This is a genomic window from Polyangium spumosum (assembly GCF_009649845.1).
GTDB classification, from domain to species: domain Bacteria; phylum Myxococcota_A; class Polyangia; order Polyangiales; family Polyangiaceae; genus Polyangium; species Polyangium spumosum.
This window is the reverse complement of the sequence record NZ_WJIE01000005.1, coordinates 451,992-473,565: the sequence shown is the minus strand read 5'-3', so window position 1 is coordinate 473,565 and position 21,574 is coordinate 451,992. Positions and strand designations below refer to the sequence as shown.

The window sequence follows — 21,574 nt, the reverse complement described above, 5'->3', positions numbered from 1 at the left end:
GCGGGATCTCCCGGATGCCGGGCATCGTACGGGAGGCGCACGAGGGCGGCAACGGACGGGAGGAGCCACGCGCCTCCCTTCTGCTACGTTCTCGGCCGTGGAGCACGACGTCCCGGTTGCCTTGCTCGCCCAGCTCCGTTCCACCTGGGAAGCCGAGATCCGTCCCTCCGCGCGCCGCGCGCTCGTCGCGCTCGCCGCCGCCCTGGTGATCAGCCTCGCGCACCTCGCGCGCCGAGGCACGCCGGCCGTCCGCGCGACGGTGGCCGCGCTGCTCGCCGCGTTCTGCGTGCTGCTGGTGGCGCGCGCGATCGTGCTGCACCGACGGAGGCAGGATCTACGGCGCACGGTGATGGACACGATCGGCCCGACGGACCCGGAGCTCGCCGCGGCGACGGTGCGAGGCCTCGGGCTCGTGGAGCAGACGGCCAAGGGCGAGACGCGCGGATCGGCGTCGCTCGCCCGCCTGCACCTCACCCGCCTGCTGAGCCGCGCGTCGATCGAGCGGATCGCGGAGCGCGCGTCGATCGCGGCGCGGAGGTGGTCCGCCGCGGGCCTCGTGTTCGCGCTCGTGGCGGTGGTGGGCGCGGCGATCGAGCAACGTGTGGTCGAGGGGCTCGACGTGCTCGTCGCGCGAAACGGCGAGGCGCCGCTTTCGCTCTCGTACCTCGAGGACGTGAACATCGTCGCGAAGCCGCCCGAGTATCTGCAGCAGCACGGCCGGGTGCTCGATGCCTTCGAGGAGACGGCGCTGCCGCGCGGGACGACGATCACCGTGCACGGTCGGCCGACGTTCGCGAGCCGCACGCTGGTGCTGACGGACGGCAAGGTCGAGGTGCCGTTCGCGCTCGACGGCGTGGGCGGCGTGGTCGCGCGGTGGGAGCTCGGCGATACGGCGACGCTCCGGGTCGCGGCGCGCTTCGGCGAGGTGCGGATCCCGCAGGCCGACGAGCAGGTCGTCACGTCGATCCCGGACCTCGCGCCGAAGGTCCTCGTCGAGGACGCGCCGCGCACGGTGCGCATGCTCGACGAGCCGGAGATCGTGGTGTCGTACGAGGTGACCGACGATCACGGCCTGCGCGAGGTGGACCTGGTCTACCGCTCGGGAGGTCGAGAGGCGCGGCGCGTGCTCTCGCGGCCGCAGGGGGATCCGACGTCGGATCGAGGTTCACACCGGATCGTCTTCGGCGGCGACGCGTTCTTCAAGCGCAACTTCTTGCCCGTGGAGATCACGGTGGAGGCGCGCGACAACGATCCGATCGCGGGGCCGAAGTGGGGCAAGAGCGCGGCGATCGTGGTGATCCCGCCGCAGGTGGGCGAGCCGGAGGCGCTCCGGTACGAGGCGCTCGTGCGCGCGCGTGACGCGCTGACGGACCTCGTGGCGATGCGGCTCGTGGAGGAGGCGCCGCGCGGCAAGGGCAGCGCCGATCACCTGAAGAAGGAGCGCGAGGCGCAGGAGAAGGCGATGGAGGTGGTCGCCGAGGCGCTCGCCGGGACGTACGGCGGTCTGCGCTTCCCGCGCCGCGCGCTCGCGCTCGCCCGCGGGCAGCTCCGCAGGCTCGCGGTCGCGCTCGACGAGGAGTCGAAGCAACCGTCGGCCGCGACGCACCAGAGGCTCGTCGAGGAGAGCGAGGAGGTGCTGCTCGCGATCGACGCGGCGGCGCGCTCGCTCGGGACGTCGGACACGCGCCGCGTGGCGAAGCGGCTCTCGGCGGTGGCAGACGAGGCCGCGGAGGCGACGGCCGTCGCGGCAGGGCAACGCGGGAGCGACACGGCGAGCGGCGTCACGCGGCTCGACGCGGCGGTGAGCGTGCTCGACGGAGGCGGAAAGCAGCTCCTCAGGCTCGGTCGGCTGGGCCTGGATCTCGGGGAGATCGTGGCGAACGGGCTGCGGCGGATCGATCGGGCCCGCAAGGCGAACGATCTGTTCCACGCCGAGCTCGCCGCGCGCGACCTCGCGGCGCGCCTGCGCAACCCCGATCCGTCGTTCGCAGGTGGTGGCGGCAAGGGGAGCGGGACGGAGTCCGGCGCCGGAGGGAGCGGGACGGGGGACGGAGATCCGTCGAGCGCCGACGACGCCGCAGAGGCAGGCGAGCAGGCGCTCGAGGAGCTGATCCGCGAGCACTCGAACGAGCTCGAAGACGTGGAGCGGGCGCTCGAACGAGCGTTCTCGCAGGACGAGCTCGACGAGCTGAAGGACGAGGCGAAAAAACACGCCGAGGCGATCCGCGAGGCGATCAAGGATCTGCCGCGCCGCGCAGGGGAGCCGGGGTCGGCGTCGGCCGCGGGCAAACAAGCGCGGGACCTCGCCGAGTCGATGGCCGACGCGCTCGAACAGGGCAGGCCGCGCGACGCGGTGCAGAGCGGCAAGGAGGCGATGCGCGCGCTCGAAGACGCGAAGAAGCGCGGGCAAGGGGCCGCGGAGTGGGACCTCGGCGAGCAGAGCGCCGGGCGCGAGGCAGAGCGGGCACGGCCGGGCCTGTCCGAGGAGCTCGCGTGGGCGGAGGAGGCGCTCGAGAAGCTGCGCAAATCGGCGGCCGAGCGCGCGAAGGGGGACCTCGAGAAGAGCGGCAAACGCGAGGCGCAGATGGCCGAGCGCGCGCGCAAGCTCGCGGAGAAGGGCGCGTCGGGCGACGGGAGTTTGCCCGAGGAGACGCTCGACCTCCTGGAGCGCGCCGAGAAGAGCATGCGCGACGCCGAGCGCGCGCTCTCCGAGGGCAACGGCGAGGCGGGGCTCGAGCACCAGCAGAACGCGCAGCGCCTCCTGGAGATGGCGCGCGGCGAGCGGAGCAACGAGGAGAACGAGTCGAGCCAGGAGCGGCAAGAGTCGAGCGACGGACGCGCGATGGCGAAGAAGGCGGACATCCCCGGCAAAGACGGGCACAAGGGCCCGGACGCGTTCCGCAAGCGCGTGCTCGAGGGCCTCGGCGGGTCGAGTGATCCGCTGCTGAAGGAAGCCGTGAAGCGTTACGCGGAGGGGCTCCTGCGATGAGCATGATCAAGAGGGGCAAGGTCTTGCTGGGTGCGCTCGCGCTCGTGACGTCGATGGGCGTCGCGACGGAGACGAGCGAGGCGTACGTGCCGCTGCTCGGAGATCTGGATCGGGCGCGGCGAGCGCGCGACGCGACGCTGGAGCTCGACGTCGCGGCGGCGCGGAAGATCCTGGACGGCGCGGACACGTCGGACACGGCGCTCGCGCTGGAGACGGCGCGCCTGCTGCTCTACGAGGGCGACTGCGACGGGGCCGTCACGGTGCTCTCGCGGCCGGACCTGACGAACCGCCCGGAGGCGATGGAGCTCGGCGACGTGTCGCGAGGATGCGCGCGCGCGACGGCCGGGACGCTGACGATCCGCGACGATCGCATCATCGTGCGGCTGCAGGACGACGAGGATCGGGCGCTCGTGCCGCTCATCGTGGACGTGGCGCTCCGGGCGCGCGACAACCTCGCGAAGGACCTCGGCGTGGAGCTGCCCTTGCCGATGCGGATCGACCTCGTGCGTGATCAGTTCACGCTCGCGGCGATGACGGGTTTGCCCGAGGAGGCGGCGCAGACGACGGGCACGGTGGCCGTGGCGAAGTGGGGCCGCGTGACGATGATCTCGCCGCGCGCGACGGTGAACGGATACGCGTGGCTCGACACGCTGGCGCACGAGCTCACGCACCTCGCGCTCACGCGCGGCACGCGCGACAAGGCGCCGCTCTGGTTGCAGGAGGGCGTGGCGAAGCGGCAGGAGGTGCGGTGGCGCGATGCGGAGCCGCTCGACGATTTCCCGCCGGTCGACGTGGTCGCGCGCGTGGGGCTCGACAAAGGGCTCGGCGTGGAGCTCGACAAGATCGGGCCGTCCATCGCGATGTTGCCGTCGGCGGAGCAGGCGCAGGTGGCGTTCGCCGAGGTGGCGAGCTTCGTGCGGTACTGGGCCCGCGAGGCGGGAGAGGAGGCGCTGCCGCAGCTCGTCGTGCGGCTCAAGGCGGCCGAGAGCTCGAAGGACTTCGAGCAGGCGATCGCCGAGGTGAGCGCCGCAGATTTCCAGACGTGGGTGAAGCGCTGGCGCGCGCACATCACGGGCCTGCCGAAGGACCTGCCGCCCGACCTGGAGCCGGGCGCGATGCCGGCGAACGTGAAGGAAATCGCGCAGCGCATCCGCCTCGGAGAGCTCCTGCAGGGGCGAGGCCACGCGCGCGCCGCGTCGATCGAGCGGGCCCGCGCGCACGCGCTCGTGCCGCACGAGCCCTCGGTGCGTTGCCACCTCGCGGAGTCGTTGCTCGCGATGGGCGACACGCAGAACGCCGCGCCGCTCGTGGAGCGCATCGAGGACGTGCACAACCGCTTCGGGCGGTGGCACTCGCTGAACGGCCTCTTGCACCCGGATCCGATCGATCTCGATCGACCGTTCCGCTTCGGCATCGCGCTCGATCCGCTCGAGCCCGCGGTCGCGTGCGAGGAGAAGGTCGCGCCCGAGCTGCCGAAGGACCCGATCCGCGCGGCGATCTGCGAGGCCGCGCGGCGCGTGCCTCGTTAGGAAGATCCCTCAGTCGTCGTCGCCGCGGCTCTGCGAGCCGCCGAGGATCGAGTCCGGTCCGCGTGAAGCCGGGCCCGCGCCGGAGCGGCGCGCGAGGGCGCGCGCGATCGTGTTTCGACCGACGCCGAGCCTGCGCGCGGCCTCGGTCTTGTTGCCGTCACACGCGGCCACCACCGCGCCGACGTAACGCTCGATCGCGTCGTCGAGCGAGAGATGCAGCGGCAGGCGCACCTCGTCCTCGCCGCTCCGCCCGTCGGAGATCGTGGTCGGGCGCCTCCGCGGCAGGTGCGCGGGCGTGATGCGGCCGTCGGGCGCGAGCGCGATCGCGCTCTCGATCCAGTGCTCGAGCTCGCGCACGTTGCCCGGCCAGACGTGCGTGCCGATGGCGACGAGCGCGGCCGGATCGAAGGCGGGCGTGGGCCTGCCGTAGCGCTGCGCGTAGAGGTCGGCGAAGTGCCGCGCGAGCGCCTCGATCTCGTCACGCCCGCGCGTCCGGAGCGGCGGCAGCTCGATCTCCACGACGCGCACGCGGTAGTAGAGGTCCTCGCGGAAGCGGCCCTCGGCGACGGCCTTCTCGAGGTCGCGGTGCGTCGCGCACACCACGCGCACGTCGCCGCGCATCGTGTTCCGCCCGCCGACCCGCTCGAACGTACGATCCTGAAGGAACCGGAGCAGCTTGCCCTGGATGTCGAGCGGCAGGTCGCCGAGCTCGTCGAGGAACAAGGTGCCACCTTCGGCGAGCTCGACCTTGCCCGGGACACGCCGATCGGCGCCGGTGAACGCGCCACGCTCGTGGCCGAAGAGCTCGCTCTCGACGAGCTGCGCGGGCAGCGTCGTGCAGTCCACCGTGACGAACGGGCGCGCCTGGCGCCGCGAGTTCACGTGGATCGCGCGGGCGAACAGGCCCTTGCCCGTGCCCGTCTCGCCGCGCAGGAGCACCGTCGCGTCGGTCTGCGCCGCGAGCTGGATCTTCTCGTAGACGGCCGTGATCGGGGCGCTGCGGCCGACGATGCGGTTGAACGGCCCTTGCAGCACGAGGCCCGGGTTGCCCCCGTCGGCCGCGCGCAGCGTGGTCATCGTGAGCGCGCGCGCGAGCTGGCTGGCGAGCGCGACGAGGTACCGCTCGTCCTCTTCGTCGAAGCTGCCTCCGCCTTGCTTGTTGAGGAGCTGCACCACGCCGCGCACCGGCGCGCGCGCCTCCTCGCGGATCGGCGCGACGAGCATTGAGCGCGTCGTGTAGCCCGTCGCCCTGTCCGCCGTCGGATCGAAGCGCGCGTCGGTCGAGGCGTCGTCCACGCGCACGACCTCGCCCGTGCGGGCCACGTACCCCGCGATGCCGCGGCCGAGCGGCAGCCGCAGCGCGGGCAGCTCGGGCAGGAGCGCCACGCGCGTCACGAGGTCGCCTTGCTCCGCGTCGACGAGCCAGATCGTCGCGCGGTCGGCGAACATCGCCTGCGCGAGGCGCTCGCATGCGGTGCCGAGGAGCGCGTCGAGGTCGACCTCGCGTGCGAGGAGCGATGCGAGATCGACGAGGAGGGAGAGGCGCGACATGGAGCTCGGAGCGAGGTCGAGCATAAGGTGCCATGCCGCCGCCGTCATCATCGTCGGCTCGTCCCGGACGCGGAGCGCGGGGAGGCCCATCAGGCCGCCCTGGCGATGGAGTCGAGGCCGATGACCATGCCCTCGCGCGCGGCGACGGCGCTCGGGAAGAGCTCGCGTGTCCTCTCTTCGAGGTCGGCGACGCCCGCGTCGGTGCGGCGCGGATCGTGGTGGAAGAGCACGTACTGCCCGACGCCCGCCGCCTTCGCGAGCTCCACGCCGGCCACGTACGTCGAGTGCCCCCAGCCCACCTTGGAGTTGCCCGGCGCCGTGCCGCGGTACTCGTCGGGCGTGTACTGCGAGTCGTAGATCAACACGTCGGCGCCCCGCGAGAGCGCGTAGAGCTCGGGGTCGATACACGCGAAGTGCTCGGTGTCCGTCGCGTACACGACGCTCCGGCCGTTCCACTCGAGGCGGTAGGCGAACGAGCCGCCCGGGTGGTTCTGCCGGGCCACGCGCACGACGACGTCGTTGATCTGGAAGCGCTCGCCGCTCCGGACCTCGCGCCAGTCGATCTTCGCGCCGAGCTGGTCGAGGCGCACCGGGAACACGGGCGCCGTCATCTGGTAGGCGAGCGCGTCGCGCAGCGACATCACGCCGTTCGCGCTGCCGATCACCTGGATGTTCGAGCTCGGCACGTAGGCCGGCACGAAAAACGGGATGCCCTGGATGTGGTCCCAGTGCACGTGCGAGAGCAGGAGCGACGCCTCGACCGACCCCTCGCGCAGGAGCTTGTCGCCGAGCGCCCGGATGCCCGTGCCCGCGTCGAGGATGATCTTCGTCGAGCCGCAGCGGACCTCGACGCAGCTCGTGTTGCCGCCGACGCCGATCGTGTCCGGACCCGGAGAAGCAATGCTGCCGCGAACACCCCAGAACGTGATCTCCATGAGTTCCTCCTCGTCGTTGCCTTCGAGCTCCTCCCTTTGCGAGAGGCGTGCCGACACGAAATCCCGCCATTTTCCCGCGGATCGCGCCGCCGGGCCTCTGGCGGTGCACCAAGACCGAGCGGCGCCGCGCCGAAACGGATCGCCCCCGCCCGCGGCGCCCGAACGAGGCGCCCGCCGTCGTTGACGAGGAGGAGAGGGGCCGTCATGTTGGTCCGAACACACGCGCGCCCCACGAGTCAGCCGTCCAGGCGTACCCAGCCGTGCGTCGGGCAGCAGGGTCGTACGAGTGAAACCCCGTGAAAACAGGTCTCGCGGGCGCGCTCCGCCGTTGACCCTGATCCCGCCCGGTGCCTAAGCTCCGCCAGGCCGACTTTTTCCGATCTCGACGATGATCGCTACGTACGCTGCCGCTCAGTTTCTGCGTGTGCTCCCCCGTGAGCGCATCACCCGGGCCGTTGGAAGGCTCTGCGACCTCCCGTTGCCCCAGGCGGTCACGTCCGCCGTGGTCGGGATCTACGCACGCGCCTACCGCGTCGACATGGACGAGGCCGTGTGTCCCGAGGGGGGCTTCCCGTGCTTCGACGCCTTCTTCACGCGCCCCTTGCGTGACGGCGCCCGGCCCCTCTGCCCCGACGAGGGCGCCCTCGTGAGCCCCGCCGACGGGCGCATCGACTCGTACGGCGTCATCGAGCGAGACGGCGTCTTCCGCGTCAAGGGCAAGGACTACTCCGCCCTCGATCTCGTCGGCGACGCGGACGACGCGCGCCGCTACGAGGGCGGCCAGTTCGCCATCGTCTACCTGAGCCCACGCGACTACCACCGCGTGCACGCCCCCGCGGGCGGCACGATCTCGCTCGTGCGCTCGTTCCCCGGCGAGTACTTCCCGGTGAACGCGATCGGCGAGATGCACGTGCCGAAGCTCTTCTCGGTGAACCGGCGCGTCGCGATCTGCATCGACTCCGAGGCGCACGGACGCGTCACCGTGGTGATGGTCGCCGCGATGATCGTCGGTCGAATCACGGTGAGCGGGATCGACGCGCGCGACGTCCCGTACGGCGAGCACCGGCTCGAGCCGGGCTACGAAGTCAAGCGCGGGGACGAGATCGGCATGTTCCATCTCGGCTCGACCGCCGTCATCTTCGTCGAGCCGGGCAAGGCCCGTCCCTGGGGGATCCAGGGCGGCCCGATCCGGATGGGCGAGTCTCTGCACGGAGCAGACACCCGATGAGCGAGACACCTCCCCGCGGGATTGAAGATTCCACGGCGACGCAACCATCCAACGGGATCGACGGGCCCCCTCCCGGCGTCTCGGGGGTCGCCGGCGCCGCGGGGACCAGCCTGGACGGGGCGCCGCCGCGCCCCGCGCCGCCTCGCCCGAGCAACGTGCCGGCCCCGCCGCGCCCCTCGCGTGTGCCCGTGAGCGGCTCATCCCCGCCGCCGCGCCCCAACACCAACGTGCCCCCCGCGCGCGCGTCGAACCCGCCCGCGGCGCCTCCCGTGCCCGCGGTGCCTCCCGCGCCCGCCGTGCCCGTGATCGAGGGCGCCCCCGCGCCGACCCCGGCCGCCGCCGCCGCCGAGCCCGAGCGGCCCGCCCCTCCGGCGCTGCCGCGTCGCCGTTCGCGCCGCACGGTGCGGACCGAGGACGACGCGATGCCGCCGTCGGAAGGGCAACTCGCCGCGCCGGAGAGCGCCGCCACGCCGCTGCCCGAGGCCACGAGCCCGGCCGAGCCGCCGCCCGAGCCGGCCGCGGCCGATCCCGGTGACGCCGGGGTCATCCAGCCGATGCGCATCCTCTCGGTCGGCGACGATCTTCCGCCCGTCAAGGTGTATTCGGAGCCGCCGCCCCCGATGCCCGCGGCCGAGGCGACCGCCAAGCCGACGCGCTCGTCGGCTCCGCCGCCGAAGTTGCCCGCGGAGGAGCTCGTCGAGGAGGGCTGGACGCCGCGTCCGCCCGAGGTCGCGGCCATCACCGCGAAGTTCGCCGCCGAGCAGGCGCAGACCGTCGCGTTCGCGCCGCCGCCTGCCGCGCCGCCGCCCCGGCCGATGATGGAGACGCCGGTGACGCCGATCGAGGCGAAGGCGGCGACGCCTCGCGCGAAGCCGCTCGACTCGGCGCCGGACCTCGTCGTCGAGGTCGCCGAGGAGGAGGCGGACGACGAGATCGTCTCCGCCGTGGCCGAGGAGGCCAAGGCCGACGAGGTCGAGGCGTTCGAGGAGATCGAGCCCGAGCGGGTCACCGAGGCCACGCAGAAGGCGCCTCCGTCCGTGGAAGCGCAGCCGGCGGCCGCCCCCAAGAAGCCGCCGCCGCCTCCGCCGCCGCCGCGGCGTCAAGCGCCGACGGTCCCCGAGCCCGGCGCTGCGCAGGCGGCCGCCGCGTCGCCCTCCCTTCCGCCGCCCAAGGGCGCGCCTCCGCCGCCGCCTGCGGCCGCGCAAGCGACCCCGCCGCCTGCGGCATCGGCGCCCTCCAAGCCGGTCAGCCTGCCCGAGCCGAGCCGCCGCCGGCAGCGGCCCTGGTGGGAGGACCTCTTCGACGACGACATGATCCGCACGATGGATCGCACCGAGGCGAAGGTGATCCGTCGCGAGGCCGATTTCATCGAGTCCTGCCTCGGCCTCGAGAAGGGCGCGACGATCCTCGACCTCGCTTGTGGCACGGGCCAGCACGCCGTCGAGCTCGCGAGCCGTGGGTATGGCGTGGTCGGCTACGACCTCTCGCTCAACATGCTCGCGCTCGCCGCGGACGAGGCGCAGGGCCGCGCGCAGAAGCTCAATTTCCTGCAGGGCGACATGCGGGAGATGGCCTTCGACCAGGTCTTCGACGGCCTGTATTGCTGGTCGACGAGCTTCGGGTATTTCGACGACGAGAAGAACCTGGACGTCCTGCGCCGCATGCACCGCGCCCTGCGGATCGGCGGCATCCTCGTGCTCGACATCGTCAACCGTGATTACGTGGCCCCTCGCCAGCCGAGCCTCGTGTGGTTCGAGGGTGACGGCTGCGTCTGCATGGATGAGATGCAGGTCGATTTCTTCTCGAGCCGGCTCAAGGTCAAGCGCACGGCCATGTTCGACGACGGCCGCGCCCGCGAAATCGAGTATTCGATCCGCCTCTACGCCCTGCACGAGATCGGCAAGATGATGCACGACGCCGATTTCAAGGTCGTCGAGGTCACGGGCCACCCCGCGCATCCGGGCGTGTTCTTCGGCTCGGAGTCGCCGCGGCTCGTCATCGTGGCCGAGCGCAAGTGAACCTCGAAGCGGCGCTCGGAAAGGCCCTGCCGAACCTCACGGTCTCGGCCTCGCCGGTCGATCGCATCGCCTACGCGCGCGACCTCTGGCCGCGCCACCACCTCGCCGTCTCCGACGGCCGCATCGCCGAGCACCGGCCCGCCGTCGTCGTCTGGCCGAACACGACGGAGGACGTCGCCTCCATCGTCCGTTTCTGCGCCGGGGAGGGCATCCCGCTCGTCCCCTTCGGCGCGGGCTCCGGCGTCTGCGGTGGGGTTTTACCGGACGAACGCACCGTCGTCCTCGATTTGAAGCGCCTCGATCGAATTCGGCGCCTCGACGCCGAGGCGGGCGTGCTCGATGTCGAGGCCGGCGCGCTGGGGATCCGGCTCGAGGAGGATCTGAATGCGGCGGGCCATACGCTCGGCCATTTCCCCTCGTCGATCCTCTGCTCGACCGTGGGCGGCTGGGTCGCCGCCCGCAGCGCGGGGCAATGCTCCGGGCTCTACGGCAAGATCGAGGACATGGTCGCCTCGCTCGAATGTGTCGTCGGCGAGGGCGATATCGTGCGATTCGACCGCCGAACGCGTGGCCCCGACGCGACCCCGCTGATCATCGGCAGCGAGGGCGTGCTCGGCGTGGTCACCTCGGCGCGTTTGAGGCTGCACCCCGCGCCAGCGAGCCGCTCGTTCGGCGCCTTCTCGTTCCCCACGGTCGAGGCGGGCTGGGAGGCGATGCGGCAGATGTTCCAGAGCGGCATCCGCCCCGCGGTGGCGCGCCTCTACGACGTGTTCGATTCGTTCATCGCGCGGCTCGGCTCGGTTCGGCGGAAAAAACACGCCGGGCCGAAGAAGACGCTCGAAGAGCGGGGCGAAGGCGCAGGGTTTGGCGCGGCCGTCCTGCGTCGGATCCTGCGTCGCCCGAACGTGCTCAATCGTATCGTCGACGCGGCGCCGTCCGATTGGCTCGGGGGCGCCACGTTGATCCTGGTCTTCGAGGGGCAGGCCGCCCAGAGCGAGGCGGACCTCGCGCGGGCGGGGCAAATCGCGCTCGCGCTCGGCGCGAAGGACCTCGGCGAGGGGCCGGCGCGGCATTGGCTCTCGCATCGGTACAGCGTCAGTTATCGGCAATCGCCGGTCTTCATGGCCGGAGCCTTCAGCGACACGATGGAGGTCGCGGCCCCGTGGTCGCGCCTCGGCGACCTCTACCGAGCGGTGCGCGAGGCCCTCGGCAAGAGCGTGTTCGTCATGGCGCACCTCTCCCACGCGTATCCCGACGGCTGCAGCATCTATTTCACGTTCGCCGGCAGCGCGCCCACGCCCTCCGCCATGGAGGCTGTCTACGATTGGACCTGGCGCACCGCGCTCGACGCGGCGATCGGCGCCGGCGGCACGCTCTCCCATCACCACGGCGTCGGGCGCAGCAAAGCGCCGCGCCTCGGCGCCGAGCTCGGCCGCGGCGTCGACGTCATCCACGCCTTGCGACATGTGCTCGACCCGCGCGGCATCATGAACCCCGGCAACCTCTTGCCGCGTGACCCGCCCGAGCGCCGCCCCGTCACGCCGCCGCCCCCGAGCCCCACGCTCAACCGCGCCTCGCTCCTCGTCCACGCGAGCGGCGCGGCCACGCTCGGCGAGGTGGAGAGCCTGCTCGCCCGGTCGGGGCTCACGCTCGCGCTCGGCGAAGGCGCGCCCGACCTCGCCACCACGACCGTCGACGCCTGGCTTTCGCGGGGCGCCCCCGGCGCGCCCGACCCTTGGCTCGATCCGGCCGATCACCTCGTCGCCGGCTTCACCGCGCGCCTCTGCTCCGGCGCCGAATTCGAGGTGCGCCCCTCTCCGCGCCGCGCCGTCGGCCCCGACCTCTTCGCCCTTTTTTTTGGCATGAACGGCGAGGCCGGCGTGATTCGCTCGGCGCATTTGCGAGCGCATTCCCGGGACACGTCGAACCGCCCTCGCCCCCTCGAAGCGCGCCTCGAGCGTAATCCGCCGGTCGGCGAGGCCGAGGCGGCGTGGATCGCGAAAATCGCGTCCGCCGCGGCCTCCGTCGATTGACGGCTCTCCTCAGTAGGGGAGGATCACCTGATAGACGAAATCGTATTCGACGGTCCCCATCGGGGTATCGCGGAACCCGAGCTCCATGTACCCGTCGGCCTCTGCGTACGCGCCGGTGCCGCCCGTGATCGACAGGGTCGACTCCTTCGTGTCGAAGAAGGGCCCGTTCACCGTGATCTGACCGTCCGCGAGGAAGGCCGTCCACGTGCATTCGAAGGACTTGCCCACGTCGACGCGCAGGCAATACCCCTGATCGGTCCCGACCTGCGTCGTGTTTTCTTTGTTGAAGAGCTGATTGGCGAACGTGAGCACGTCGCCCGCGGAGTCACCCATCGGCGGGTGATCGGTGAGCGACTCGTTCACCACGTGCTCGACGAGCTCGATCGTCACGCGCTTCGTGTCCGGGGCCGGCGCGCCGTTTTCGTCGCCGCAACCCACGAGCGCGGCCGACGCGAGCACGGCGCACATCAAGGAAGCTTTCCGCATGGGTCTCCTCGCTCGGATCAGCCCGGCGGCCAGGCGAGCGGCCGACCGCCGAGCACGTGGACGTGGACGTGATGCACGGTCTGGCCTGCGTGCTGGCCGTGATTGACGACCACGCGGAAGCCCGACTGCAAGAGCCCCGCGTCCTCGGCCACGCGTCGCGCGGCGACGAGCAGCTTGCCGAGCACGAGCGCGTGCTCGTCGGTCACGTCGCCGATCCCCGTGATGTGCTGCTTGGGGATCACGAGGACGTGGATCGGCGCCACGGGGTTGATGTCGTGGAACGCCACGAGATCATCGTCCTCGAGCACGATCCGCGCAGGGATCTCTTTCTTCGCGACCTTGCAGAAGATGCACATCTCGTCCTCCCCGGCTGCCCGAAGCTCGCCTTATCGCTCGGTCGCTCCCTCGGGTAAAGAAGAAAGACCGGAAGGCGCGGGGGAAGGCGCGCAGGATTCCGATGGATCGTGTTCGTCCGGATCGTCCGCCTCGTCGAGGTCCGAACCTTCGTCCACGGCGAGCGGATCACCCGCGCCGAGCGCGGCGAGGTCGGGCGCGAGCCTTCGCAGCGCGTCCTCGATACGCGCCCTCGCCGGATCGTCCTCGCCGAGCGGCGCGAACATCGTCTCGTCCGGCGACGCGGCGGGCGCGCGGCGCGAGAGCGTGTACCGGACGATCGCGAACTCGAGCTCGGAGAGCGTCGTCGTGCGGCGCAAGTTCAACGAGGGCACGACGTACGTGAAGCTCGCGCCGCCGCCCTCGTGTTCGTCGATCGCGACCACGTGCCCGCGGCGCGCGGGATCTCTCTGCGTGACCTCGGCGATGACGCTGCGCAGGAGCTGGGCGCGGCGGCGCACGCGGGCCGCCGCGGGGTCGGTGTAGAGGGCGAAGAAGCGGTTACGCGCGTACGTCCCCGGGACGAGCACGAGCGCGACGAGCAGCGCCTCGAGGTCGGGCCGCGGGATCATTCGGCCACGACGGGGCGTGCCTCCGCGCCGCCCTGCTTCAGGAGCTCGGCCTGGCGATGGGTGCGCAGCGCGGCGAGCAGCTCGTCGAGGTCGCCGTCCATGATGCGGTCGAGCTTGTGCAACGTGAGGCCGATGCGGTGATCGGTGACGCGGTTCTGCGGGTAGTTGTAGGTGCGGATCTTCTGCGACCGCTCGGCCGAGCCGACCATCGTGCGCCGCTCGGCGCTGAGTGCGTCATCCTGGCGCTGGCGCTCGATGTCGAGCAGGCGGCTCTTCAGCACCTTCAGCGCCTTCGCCTTGTTCTTGAGCTGCGAGCGCTCGTCCTGGCACTTGACGATGAGCCCCGTGGGGATGTGGCGGATCTGCACCGCGCTGTTCGTCGTGTTCACGCCCTGTCCGCCGGGGCCGCCGGAGGCCGCGATCGAGATGTCGAGGTCCTTGTCCTCGATCTTCACGTCGACGTCGTCGGCCTCGGGCAAGACCGCGACCGTCGCCGTCGACGTGTGGATCCGGCCTTGCGCCTCGGTCGCGGGCACGCGCTGCACGCGGTGCACGCCGCCCTCGTAACGCAGGTGCGAGTAGACGTCCTGGCCCGTGACGAGCGCGATGACCTCCTTGTACCCGCCGGCCGAGGCCTCGCTCACGCTGAGGATCTCGACCTTCCAGCGCTTCGTCTCGGCGTACCGGCCGATCATGCGGAAGAGGTCGGCCGCGAAGAGCGCCGCCTCCTCGCCGCCCTCGCCGCTGCGGATCTCGACGATCGTGTTCTTCGCGTCGGCCGGATCCTTGGGCAGGAGCAGGAGCTCGAGCTCGTGCGCGATCGTGTCGCGTTCGGCCTCGAGCTCGGGCAGCTCCGCGCGCGCGAGCTCGCCGAGCTCCGGGTCGCCGAGCACCTCGCGGTCCTCGGTGATGCGGCGCTCGATGTCGTTGAGGCGCGCGAACTGCGCCACGACGGGCTCGAGCTCCGTGCGCTCCTTGTTGAGCTTCTGCAGCTTCGCGTGATCGGCGAGCACCTCGGGCGAGCAGAGCAGGTGCTCGAGCTCCCGGTAGCGCCGCGCCACGGCTTCGAGCTTCGTGATCGGCAACATGGGGGGTAGGTCCGGTTCAGACGCGCGCGCCGACGTAGCCCGGGTCGGCGAGCAGCTGACCGTAGTCCGGGAAGACGCGGTCGGGCACCTCGGCCGGCGCGGTCTGGGCCGCGGCTTCGCGCCAGAGGGTCGCGCGGAGCGACGCGAGCGCCACCTCGAGCTGCGCGGGCTCGGGCTCCGCGGTCGTGATCTTCTGGACGAGGAAGCCCGGCCAGAGGAGCACCTGCAGCGGGCCCACCGTGCAGAAGCGCGCGAAGAAGCGCTGCAGCTCGTACGTGATGGCCGCGATGAACGGCAGGAAGGGCAGCTTCATGAAGAAGAAGCCCACGCTCTGCGCGAGCCGCCCGCCGGGGATCGTCGGCAAAAACGCGCCGATGGCCGAGAAGACGAGGATCGACACGAGCGCGACCATCACGAGGAACGTGGTGCCGCAGCGCGCGTGGAGCGTGGTCTTTTTGGCCGCGTTCTCGACCGTGAGCTCTTCCTGGGCCTCGTAGGTCGAGATCGCCTTGTGTTCGGCGCCGTGGTACTGGAACACGCGGCGGATCTCGGCGACCTGCCGGATGAGCAGCATGTAGCCGACGACGATGAGGAGCTTCGCCGCGCCCGTGAGGGCCTGGAAGCCGGGCGAGCTCACGTCGAGGTCGAGCTGGAAGAGCTTGTTGATGCCCTCGGCGCCGGCCTGCGGGGCCGCGACGAACAGGCCGATGGCGAACAGGATCGAGATGAACCCGAACCCGCCCGCGCCCTTGCTGCCCGAGGACGGCGCCGCCTCTCCGCCCGAGGTCACCATCGAGAGGATCGGGAGCGACAGGGCCGTGAGCACGTTGCTCGCCGAGGGCGGCTTCTTGCTCTTCGGCTTGTCCTCGTCGTCCAGGTCTTGCTCGTAGAGATCGGCCGACCAGCGCAGGGCTTGCGAGCCGAGCTTGAGGGACTCGACGACGGTGACGACGCCGCGCACGAGCGGCCAGGTGCGCGGGCCCTGGGCGAGCGTGGGCGCGGCCCGTTCACGGACCACGAGCTCGCCCGAGCGCCTTCTGCACACGATGGAAAGCGAGCGGGGGGATCGCATCATGACCCCCTCGATCACGGCTTGCCCGCCGATGTACGGGCGCGCGACTTCCTGGCTCATCGGCAAGACTCTAGCGCGGGAAGTACCCGAGTGGGAGGCGCCCCCCCGCAGAGCGGGCGCCCCACGGGGGGGAAGCCGCGGAACGGGAATTCCGCGGGTTTCAGGTCGCCTTTTGCGTCTGCGCGTACTTCTTGCGGAAGCGGTCGACGCGACCGGCGACGTCCATGACCTTCGCCTTGCCCGTGTAGAACGGGTGGCACGCGGAGCAGATGTCGGTGGTGAAGCTGCCGCGGGTCGAGCGGGTGGTGACGACCGAGCCGCAGGCGCAGTTGATCGTCGACATGACGTAGTTGGGATGGATGCCTTGCTTCATGGCGCGGTCCTTCCTCCGAAGAAGGGCCGAGCCTCTTAGCATGCACCTCCCCGAGATCGCAAGGGACGGGATCGTTTCCGGGCGGGTTCTTCCAGGACGGCCGGCCCCGGGCATGGATTTTTCCGAGTTCTGCCAGCGCTTCCGTTGACGTGAGGGGGCGTGTGGTTACTTTCGACCCCGAAGCGACCCGCGAAGCCGGAGCGACTCAGAAAACAAGAAGGATTTCAGAGGGTTCCGGCCCATCCCGCTCGCGTTTTCCCAGGCAGGCTCTTCCCGGCCGCTCTGCCTCGCATGCGCCGAATTCCGTGCGCGACGTCTCGGAGGAAAAGTTTCCATGGGCAAGATCATCGGCATCGATCTCGGCACGACGAACAGCGTTGTCGCGGTGATGGAGGGCAAGGAGCCCAAGGTCATCGTCAACGAGGAAGGCTCGCGGATCACGCCTTCGGTCGTCGCGTTCGACGACAAAGGCGAGGTGCTCGTCGGGCAGATCGCGAAACGCCAGGCCGTCACGAACCCGCTCAACACCATCTACTCGGCGAAGCGCTTCGTCGGTCGCCGCTTCGAGGAGGTGACGGAAGAGACCAAGCGCGTCCCGTACAAGGTGGTGAAGGGCAAGAACGGCGACGCCACCATCGAGCTGCGCGGCAAGCAGCACTCGCCGCCGGAGGTCTCGGCGAAGGTCCTGCAGAAGCTGAAGAAGGCGGCGGAGGACTACCTCGGCGAGAAGGTGACCGAGGCGGTCATCACGGTCCCCGCGTACTTCAACGACTCGCAGCGCCAGGCGACGAAGGACGCCGGTCGCATCGCCGGCCTCGACGTCAAGCGCATCGTCAACGAGCCGACCGCGGCCGCGCTCGCGTACGGGCTCGACAAGAAGAGCGACGAGGTCATCGCGGTCTACGACTTCGGCGGCGGCACGTTCGACATCTCGATCCTCGAGGTCGGCGACAACGTCGTGCAGGTCATCTCGACGAACGGCGACACGCACCTCGGCGGCGACGACGTCGACCACCTCGTGATGGATTGGCTGGTCGCCGAGTTCAAGAAGGACACGGGCATCGACGTCTCGAACGACAAGATGGTCGTGCAGCGCCTGAAGGACGCGGCGGAGCAGGCGAAGATCGAGCTGTCGAACGTGCAGGAGACGACGATCAACCTGCCGTTCCTCACGGCCGACGCGTCGGGCCCGAAGCACCTGCAGAAGCCGCTCAGCCGCGCGAAGCTCGAGCAGATGATCCGGCCGCTCATCGAGCGGACGATGGAGCCCGTGCGCAAGGCGCTCTCGGACGCGAAGAAGACGCCGCAGCAGATCGACGAGGTCGTGCTCGTCGGCGGCTCGACGCGTATCCCGCTCGTGCAGGAGACGGTGAAGAAGTTCTTCGGCAAAGAGCCGCACAAGGGCGTGAACCCGGACGAGGTCGTGGCCGTCGGCGCCGCGGTCCAGGCCGGCGTGCTCTCGGGCGACGTGAAGGACCTCGTGCTGCTCGACGTCACGCCGCTCTCGCTCGGCGTCGAGACGCTCGGCGGCGTGATGACGGTGATGATCCCGCGCAACACGACGATCCCGACGCAGAAGAAGGAGACGTTCTCGACGGCGACCGACAGCCAGCCCTCGGTCGAGGTGCACGTGCTGCAGGGCGAGCGCACCGAGGCGCGGTACAACCGCACGCTCGGCCGCTTCCACCTGGAGGGCATCATGCCGGCGCCGCGCGGCGTGCCGAAGATCGAGGTGACGTTCGACATCGACGCGAACGGCATCCTGAGCGTGCACGCGAAGGACATGGCGACGGGCAAGGATCAGCGCATCACGATCACGGCCTCCGGCGGCCTCAAGGAGGACGAGATCCAGCGTATGGTCCGCGAGGCCGGCGAGCACGAGGCCGAGGACAAGCGCCGTCGCGAGGAGATCGAGCGGCGCAACAAGCTCGACAACCTCTGCTACACGATCGAAAAGACGATCGCCGACAACAAGGACAAGCTGCCCGAGAGCGACGTGTCCGCGCTGAACGGCATCGTGGCCGAGGGTCGTCAGGCGATCGAGAAGCAGGACGACGCGGCCGTGCAGGCCTCGCTCGAGAAGCTCGAGAAGGAGATGCACCGCATCGCGAGCGTGATGTACGAGAAGGCCGGTCCGCAGGGCGGCGCCCCGCCCGGTGACGGCGGCGCCCCGCCCCCGCCCGCCGGTGGCAAGGGCAAGGACGGCGTCATCGACGCGGAGTTCGAAGAGGGCTCCTGATCCGTAACCGCGAGGTCGCCCCGGCCAAACCCGCCGGGGCGTCCCCACCAAAAACCCCGCAGCCGCTCTCCGCGGCGCGGGGTTTTTCTCTTTTACGGCGCCGGAGGAACGTCGCTCGGCGGATCCGGAATCACGATCGTCCCGTCGTCCGGCGGCGGCTCCGGCTGCTTCGCCGTCGCGGTCGGGGCCGACTTGGTCGTGGTGTTCGGGGCGGCGGTCGTCTTCTTCGTCGTCGGACCCGACTTGATCGGGCCCTTCTTCGTGGTGGGCGCGGCCGTGGCGCCGAAGCTCGCCGTCGGCGAGGGGACCTCGACCACGGGCGGCGGCTCGATGTGCTCGGGCGCGGGCGGCGCCGAGGCGGCCGGCACCGGGCTCGGCGGCAGCATGTTCGACCGGATGACCATGTACGCGATGCCGCCGGCGGCCGCGACGAAGAGCAACGCGACGAGCGTGAGCGTGCGCTTGCGGCGCGCGCCGTCGATCTCGGGGGGCGCCGAGATCCGGTCGCCGCTGTCGACGCCTGGCGCCGTGATGGGCGCGGGGTGCCTCGGGATCGCCGCTTGCGTGGGCTCCTGGGCCGGGACCGAGGCTCGCGGCGCGGGCGCGTCGAGCAGGCCCGCGGGCAACACGGGCGCGCCGAGGTCGGAGGTGAACGGGTTCGGCGTCGCGCTCACGCGTTGCGCGGGCGCTGCCGCGGGCTGCGGCGACGGCGCGGCGGGTGGCGCGTGGATGCCCGACGAGAGCTTCGTCGTGGGCGCGGGCGTCTGCGCGGCGGGCGCTTTTGCGACGACGCCGGGCGGTGACGTCGAGACGACGACCGGCGGCTCTTCGTCGAAGTCGAATTCGAAGTCGTCGATGTCCTCCGAGACGGGTCCGCGCGCGCCTGTGTCGAGCACTTCGACGTCGGCGGGGTCGAGCACCTCCGTCTTCGCGCGCTCGACGCGCGGGGGCGGCTTCGCGGGGGACGCGGTCGCGCGTGGGGGCAGCGCGGGGGCCTTCGTGCTCTTCGGGATGCTCGGGGGCGCCGGCATGCCCGGCGAGGACGCGGGCGCGACGGGCGGCGGCCGGATGGAGATGGGCCGCGGGGGCAGCTCGCCGCGCATCGCCTCGGGCACGGAGGCGACCACGCGGGCGAGGTTCTCGGCGAGCTCGCGCGCGCTCTGGAAGCGCTTGTTCGGGTCCTTGTCGCAGGCCTTCGCGAACCACGCGTCGAACTGCGGCGGCACGCCCTTCCAGACCTTCGACGGGACGGGCGCCTCGGCGACCGAGATCTTGATCAAGAGGTCGCCGACGCCCTCGCTGTCGAAGGGCAACTCGCCCACGACGCACTGGTAGGCGATGACGCCGATCGCCCAGAGATCGGTGCGGAAATCGATCTCGGAGATGCCCTTGACCTGCTCGGGGCTCATGTAGTGCGGCGTGCCGATGAGCGTACCGACGTTGGTCCGCTGCATCGTGGCCTTCGCCGGGTCGGTCACCTTGGCGACGCCGAAGTCGAGCACCTTCACGACCTCGTCGTCCTCGTTGTTGCAGAGGAAGACGTTCTCGGGCTTGAGGTCGCGGTGGACGATGCCGGCGGCGTGCGCGCGCGCGAGGGCGCGGCAGACCTGCGTGATCACCTTGGACGTCTCGCGCAGGGAGAGACGACCACGTTTGTTGAGGCGCTCGAAGAGGTCTTCGCCGTCGAGCAGCTCCATCACGATGAAGGGCTGACCTTCGTCGATGCCGTGGTCGAGGATCTGGACCACGTGGGCGCTGCGGAGCTGCGCGGCGGCGGTGGCTTCGCGCTTGAAGCGCTCGAGGGCGTCCTCGCGTTTGGCGAGGTCCGGGTCGATGAGCTTGACCGCGACTTCGGTGTTGAGCGCGAGGTGGTCCGCGATCCACACGGCCCCTTGCGAGCCCTGCCCGAGGGGTCGGACCAGCCGGTAGCGGGTGCTGAGGACGCGGCCTGCCTCGAGGCTCATCAGGAACCCACAGAGTACGTGGCGGCCAGGGCAGATGTCGAGATCCGCAGCTCGCTCTCGGTGCGGATAGGTTTCACCCCGCGGTCTCCTTCATGAGGTCGCGCCACGCTTCGTAGGTGAGCTCGGGGTAGATGTAATCTCCCTCGAAATTCGTGTGGTGCAGCATGCGGCGCGCCACGTCGAAGATGAGTTGGCTCACGTCGTCACCGGGCCTCGCGGCCGCGAGCTTTTCGGCGTCTTCGCGGATCATCGCGTGGTGACGCAGCGCGACTTGCACCTCGGCGCCGAGGCCGCGGCGGTCGAGCTGCGGGAAGACCGCGCGCTCCTCGTATGCCATGTGCCGCTCCATCGGGCCCTTGAGGAAAGCGACGAGGCTTTGACGCTCCGCGGAGGCCGCCTCGCGCGACTCCTGGGAGACCTTCATCAGCTTGCTCGCCATCTCGCGCGCGCGGTCTTCTTCCTCGAAGAGCGTCGCGAGCATGCGGTCGTATTCCATGTCGACTCTCTGGACTAAATCAATTTGCCGCGAGGGTCGAGAGGCGAGAGCGAAACGTGTTCAGTTCTCGTCCGCGGCGTCACGGGCCGCTTTTTTCTTCTTTTCTTCGGCCTCGGCGCGGGAGCGGGCGATCGCGGCCAGGCGGCTCGTGACGCCGTGGGCGACCGTGGAGAGGACCTGCTTCTCGAGGCCCTTCGGGTCCTTCGGGTCGCCGCCGAAGGAGACGCGGCTCTTGGCGCTGGGTCCGCCCTCGACGCGGCCGATGACGGTGCAGCGGATGCGCAGGACGTCGCCCTTTTTCTCGACGACGTACTCGGTGATCTTCGCGCGGAGAGCGACCTTGCCGGACTTGCCGAAATCGGCCTTGCGGCTGGCCTCCTTGAGGAGGCCGCGCAGGGTGCGGGCGATCCGATCGCCGTCTTTTTTCCCTTCCGGGGCGTCGACGCGGGTCCACTCGACCCGGGCCTTGCCCTTCGCGAAGGCGCTCTCCGCGGGCGCGAGCGAGGCGGTCAAGGCGAGCGCGAGGGCGACGACCAAGCGAGAGACGCGGCGCATGCGCGCAGGCTAAAGGCGCGCCGCGGCGTGGGCCAAGAAGAGGGACTCGCTCC

The 21,574-nt window shown here is 70.8% G+C and carries 17 protein-coding genes; 6 read left to right on the top strand and 11 right to left on the bottom strand.

What is annotated here, in order from left to right; translation table 11 throughout:
- Nucleotides 1-97 precede the first annotated feature (97 nt).
- Both GF068_RS19320 and GF068_RS19315 read left to right on the top strand, forming a co-directional pair.
- A complete protein-coding gene (locus GF068_RS19320) occupies nucleotides 98-2,989 on the top strand; it encodes a DUF4175 domain-containing protein (RefSeq protein ID WP_170319569.1) in 2,892 nt (963 codons plus the stop codon).
- The gene (locus tag GF068_RS19315; RefSeq protein WP_153820879.1) at nucleotides 2,986-4,518 is read left to right on the top strand and encodes a hypothetical protein; all 1,533 of its coding nucleotides are present in this window, start codon (nucleotides 2,986-2,988) and stop codon (nucleotides 4,516-4,518) included. Before GF068_RS19320 ends, GF068_RS19315 begins: the two co-directional genes overlap by 4 nt.
- A 9-nt stretch (nucleotides 4,519-4,527) precedes the next feature.
- On the opposite strand, the gene GF068_RS19310 is transcribed toward GF068_RS19315, so the two are convergent.
- Together GF068_RS19310 and GF068_RS19305 are read right to left on the bottom strand one after the other, a co-directional pair.
- Nucleotides 4,528-6,069, bottom strand: coding sequence for a sigma-54-dependent Fis family transcriptional regulator (locus GF068_RS19310; protein ID WP_153821196.1), 1,542 nt, complete (start codon nucleotides 6,067-6,069; stop codon nucleotides 4,528-4,530).
- A gap of 89 nt (nucleotides 6,070-6,158) precedes the next feature.
- On the bottom strand, nucleotides 6,159-7,061 hold the full coding sequence (locus GF068_RS19305; protein WP_338046465.1) for an MBL fold metallo-hydrolase: 903 nt from the start codon (nucleotides 7,059-7,061) through the stop codon (nucleotides 6,159-6,161).
- Nucleotides 7,062-7,428: 367 nt separating this feature from the next.
- Between GF068_RS19305 and asd the strand changes: the two genes are divergently transcribed.
- Genes asd through GF068_RS19290 form a run of 3 tightly spaced genes read left to right on the top strand, consistent with a single transcriptional unit; the run spans nucleotide 7,429 to nucleotide 12,283 of the window.
- Entirely contained in the window at nucleotides 7,429-8,232 is an 804-nt protein-coding gene (gene asd / locus GF068_RS19300; RefSeq protein ID WP_338046464.1) for an archaetidylserine decarboxylase, read from the top strand.
- Nucleotides 8,229-10,250, top strand: a complete 2,022-nt coding sequence (locus GF068_RS19295) for a class I SAM-dependent methyltransferase (protein ID WP_153820877.1) — start codon at nucleotides 8,229-8,231, stop codon at nucleotides 10,248-10,250. Before asd ends, GF068_RS19295 begins: the two co-directional genes overlap by 4 nt.
- Nucleotides 10,247-12,283, top strand: coding sequence for an FAD-binding oxidoreductase (locus GF068_RS19290; protein ID WP_338046463.1), 2,037 nt, complete (start codon nucleotides 10,247-10,249; stop codon nucleotides 12,281-12,283). The genes GF068_RS19295 and GF068_RS19290 overlap by 4 nt, the downstream gene beginning before the upstream one ends.
- Before the next feature lie 9 nt (nucleotides 12,284-12,292).
- On the opposite strand, the gene GF068_RS19285 is transcribed toward GF068_RS19290, so the two are convergent.
- The 6 genes from GF068_RS19285 to rpmE form a co-directional block, all read right to left on the bottom strand.
- Nucleotides 12,293-12,769: an allene oxide cyclase family protein gene (locus tag GF068_RS19285; RefSeq protein WP_153820876.1), complete on the bottom strand. Its 477-nt coding sequence runs from the start codon at nucleotides 12,767-12,769 to the stop codon at nucleotides 12,293-12,295.
- A gap of 17 nt (nucleotides 12,770-12,786) precedes the next feature.
- On the bottom strand, nucleotides 12,787-13,125 hold the full coding sequence (locus GF068_RS19280; protein WP_153820875.1) for a histidine triad nucleotide-binding protein: 339 nt from the start codon (nucleotides 13,123-13,125) through the stop codon (nucleotides 12,787-12,789).
- 30 nt (nucleotides 13,126-13,155) lie between these two features.
- A complete protein-coding gene (locus GF068_RS19275; RefSeq protein WP_153820874.1) occupies nucleotides 13,156-13,734 on the bottom strand; it encodes a hypothetical protein in 579 nt (192 codons plus the stop codon).
- On the bottom strand, nucleotides 13,731-14,822 hold the full coding sequence (gene prfA / locus GF068_RS19270) for a peptide chain release factor 1 (protein ID WP_153820873.1): 1,092 nt from the start codon (nucleotides 14,820-14,822) through the stop codon (nucleotides 13,731-13,733). Before prfA ends, GF068_RS19275 begins: the two co-directional genes overlap by 4 nt.
- Nucleotides 14,823-14,838: 16 nt before the next feature.
- Nucleotides 14,839-15,954: a DUF1385 domain-containing protein gene (locus tag GF068_RS19265; protein WP_240807039.1), complete on the bottom strand. Its 1,116-nt coding sequence runs from the start codon at nucleotides 15,952-15,954 to the stop codon at nucleotides 14,839-14,841.
- A 100-nt stretch (nucleotides 15,955-16,054) separates the two neighbouring features.
- The gene (gene rpmE / locus GF068_RS19260; protein WP_153820872.1) at nucleotides 16,055-16,267 is read right to left on the bottom strand and encodes a 50S ribosomal protein L31; all 213 of its coding nucleotides are present in this window, start codon (nucleotides 16,265-16,267) and stop codon (nucleotides 16,055-16,057) included.
- Nucleotides 16,268-16,601: 334 nt separating this feature from the next.
- On the opposite strand from rpmE, the gene dnaK reads away from it, so the two are divergent.
- Nucleotides 16,602-18,506 carry a molecular chaperone DnaK gene (gene dnaK / locus GF068_RS19255; protein WP_153820871.1) on the top strand — a complete coding sequence of 635 codons (1,905 nt, stop codon included), beginning with the start codon at nucleotides 16,602-16,604 and terminating at the stop codon, nucleotides 18,504-18,506.
- A 92-nt stretch (nucleotides 18,507-18,598) separates the two neighbouring features.
- Here the strand turns inward: dnaK and GF068_RS19250 are convergent, their stop codons facing one another.
- From GF068_RS19250 to GF068_RS19240, 3 genes are all read right to left on the bottom strand, one after another.
- Nucleotides 18,599-20,470 carry a serine/threonine-protein kinase gene (locus GF068_RS19250; protein ID WP_153820870.1) on the bottom strand — a complete coding sequence of 624 codons (1,872 nt, stop codon included), beginning with the start codon at nucleotides 20,468-20,470 and terminating at the stop codon, nucleotides 18,599-18,601.
- A gap of 73 nt (nucleotides 20,471-20,543) precedes the next feature.
- Complete coding sequence (locus tag GF068_RS19245) at nucleotides 20,544-20,966, bottom strand: hemerythrin domain-containing protein (RefSeq protein WP_153820869.1); 423 nt, start codon at nucleotides 20,964-20,966, stop codon at nucleotides 20,544-20,546.
- A gap of 60 nt (nucleotides 20,967-21,026) precedes the next feature.
- Nucleotides 21,027-21,521, bottom strand: a complete 495-nt coding sequence (locus tag GF068_RS19240) for a hypothetical protein (protein ID WP_153820868.1) — start codon at nucleotides 21,519-21,521, stop codon at nucleotides 21,027-21,029.
- Nucleotides 21,522-21,574 lie beyond the last annotated feature (53 nt).